General features: G+C 42.4%; 5 protein-coding genes. All 5 read right to left on the reverse strand.

Annotated features, from left to right (window positions below; genetic code table 11):
* A partial coding sequence (locus Q0314_RS02345) for a hydrogenase-4 component G (RefSeq protein WP_298056101.1) occupies positions 1-632 on the reverse strand: 632 nt, incomplete at its 3' end.
* Between the two features lie 69 nt (positions 633-701).
* A complete protein-coding gene (locus Q0314_RS02350) occupies positions 702-1,049 on the reverse strand; it encodes a chaperone NapD (protein ID WP_002953138.1) in 348 nt (115 codons plus the stop codon).
* Entirely contained in the window at positions 1,046-2,017 is a 972-nt protein-coding gene (locus Q0314_RS02355) for a nitrate reductase (RefSeq protein ID WP_298056106.1), read from the reverse strand. Before Q0314_RS02355 ends, Q0314_RS02350 begins: the two co-directional genes overlap by 4 nt.
* On the reverse strand, positions 2,014-2,484 hold the full coding sequence (locus Q0314_RS02360) for a 4Fe-4S ferredoxin (protein WP_298056109.1): 471 nt from the start codon (positions 2,482-2,484) through the stop codon (positions 2,014-2,016). Before Q0314_RS02360 ends, Q0314_RS02355 begins: the two co-directional genes overlap by 4 nt.
* Positions 2,481-2,752 (reverse strand): nitrate reductase cytochrome c-type subunit (locus tag Q0314_RS02365; RefSeq protein WP_298056111.1); only part of this gene is annotated, 272 nt, incomplete at its 5' end. The genes Q0314_RS02365 and Q0314_RS02360, both read right to left, overlap by 4 nt.

Here is a 2,752-nt window from a genome sequence, read left to right on the forward strand (position 1 = left end):
GCCTGAACACTGAGCACGTTCCCGCCAAGTTCGGCTATTCTTTTATCTACGGCTTGCGTTGCTTTTTCTATCGTTTTTTGCGAAATTTCAGGTAGCTCGCCACCCCAAATTTTCTCAGCCTCTTTAAAGCCCCTTAGCATACCTTCTTTTCCGGCTTCTAGCTTTTGCAAGTCGTCTCCGGCGGCGCTAATGATAAAATTTGAAATCCTATCCGCAGTATTTGCGATACCGAAAAATCCATTCTCGCTCACTAGATCGCTAGCTTCGCTTTGGCTTAGTTGCGTTATAGGCTTGCCCTCGTAGCCGATAGATTTAAAATCGACGCCGGACAAGATATCGTTTAGAGAATTTATACTTTTGTTTTGAGCGCCGAAAATATCGTTAAATTTTGCAGAACCGTTAAAGGCCGAAACCTGAGACAAGAAATTTGAGCTCGCATTTGAGTCAGCCCTAGCCTGAAAATGCGACAAATAGCTATTCGTTAGCTGCTTTACGTCGATATTTGCATAGGTTTCTTGCATTCTTTTGATATTTTCGTTTTGATCTACGCTTGCCGAGTTTTGGACGTTATGCACGTCGTAGCGAGGTTGCGGGATGTATAGATTTTGGGGTAAGCCGTTCATGCTTTGCATTTTTTATCCTTTAGATTTTATTCTGTATTATATATCGTCAAATTTAGGATAAAGTTAACGGGTAAAAAATTATTTTACCCTATCGCCGACGTGGCCGTTATATACGATGTCCTTGGCATCGACGTTTTCGTCGAGTAAAATTTCGCTTATCTTGCCGCTTTTTTTGATGCTTTCGATATCTTGTTGCAAATCCTCTTGATAGCTGTATATCATCGCGGCTCCTGAGACGCCCTCTACGCCCTCTAGCGCTTTAAATAGCTCTATCTCACCGTCTAAATTTTCCGCGCTCATCACGACTACGATCTTGCCGTCTTGCGCGGCGATGACCTCGCAGCCTTTTACTTGCTCGATTCTTTTAGCCACCTCGGCGGCTTCGTTTCCGTCTTTTGTATATACTATCGCACTTGATATATTCATTTTACGCTCCAAAATTTAACCTCTTTTTCGTACGCGACGCTGATTAGCCTGCCGCTATCAGAGAGGTAAATTTCATTTAAAATTTGCTGTCCGGTTTTTACGGTCGCGAGTTTTGTCTTACTTGCGATATCGTAGACCAGAATATCGCTCTCTTCACCGTTCATATAGGCTAGCGTTTTGGCGTCGTCGCTAAGCCCCGTCGCATAAACGATAAAATCAGACTTAAAATAGCTCATTGAGCCGTTAAAAACGCCTGCTTGTTTGTCGATGCAGCCCACGGCTACGACGTCATTTTTGTAGTCGATGTCGTACATATTGTCTTTAAAGAAATTTAGCGTTTGCTCGGTTTGGCGAGTTTTTAGATTGTAGATATAAATCACGCCGCTTTCGGCTCCGATAGCGATTTTGTCGCGGGTTTTGTTGATCTCAAAATCCACGTAAAGCGCGATAGAAAATTTATGTTTAAAGACCGCTTTTTTGCTCTCTAGATCGATGTAGTAAATTTCATTGCCAAAGTCCGATACTACCGCAGTTTTTTCATCTATAAAAAAGGCTTTTTTAGCGGATTTATTGGCTAGGTGCATATTGCTAACCTCGCTCCAGCTATCGTTTTCTTTTTTAAAAACGTACAAATATCGCTCGTTATAGTCCATCTCTGTTAAAACCAAAAGCATATCGCCCAGCCGGTCGATGCTAAAAATTTTTGCTGGCTCTTCGTCGCTAAAGTGTGTTTTGACCGTGCGAAATTTGATCGGTTCTAAAAATTTATCCGCCTTTATGTCGTAGATATCAAGCTCGCTGCCGTCCGTACCCAGATATAAAATTTCATCTATCAAATTTGAGCTTATCACGTTTGCGCCGGCTTTTATGACCTTATCAGGTTGTGATATCTCAAGCGGTGCGGCCGCCAAATTTGCGGTCAAATTTAAGCAAAAAATCGCCGTAAAAAATAAAATAAATTTTCTCATAACGCCTCCATTTTGATACTATTCGCGAAGCAAACTTCCATACACTGTGCGCAGCCCGTGCATTTTTGATTTACGCTCGGACGAAAAACGCCTAAAAAATCGATCGCTCTAAATTTGCAAATATCCTGACAGCTACAGCAAATCGTGCCGTTCCACGCAAGACAGCTATGCACGTCGATAAAAATTTTAGCTTCGATTTTAGCTGCGAATTTTAAATTTAAAACCTCTCGTCCCGCCTCTTCGCAAGCGAGCGCGCACTCTTTACAAAAGTTACAACCCAAGGACTTAAATTTAAAATTTATTCTTTCATTTTCAAAGCTTAAAAGCTCTCTATCGCAAGCACTAACGCAAGGCGCTTCGCAATCAGCACAGTTAAATTCTCCACAAAAATAAGGCGGAGCGATAAATTTTTGAGCGGTTTTGCCGCCCAAAAATTTAGTAAATAGCTCGCGTCTGGATACGCTCACCTAACGCCTTCGTTTAGTACGTCTAACAGATTGGAATGCTGAGACGAGTTAGCGTCACGGTACTCCGGCTTAAAGTTATTTTTAAACTTAACCTCTACGTTCGCCTGCGGTACGTGGCAAACGGTACAGTTAAAGCGGTCGTCGCTAAGCTTACCGTCGAGGTCTTTTTTGTTCCTTATGCTATAAAGGTGCGATTTAGGGATCGGAGTCGCGCCGACGTCTTTTGCGACTTCGGGCATATGGCAGCTAACGCACATATTATTATCTG

It is taken from the genome of uncultured Campylobacter sp., assembly GCF_938040115.1.
GTDB lineage: Bacteria > Campylobacterota > Campylobacteria > Campylobacterales > Campylobacteraceae > Campylobacter_A.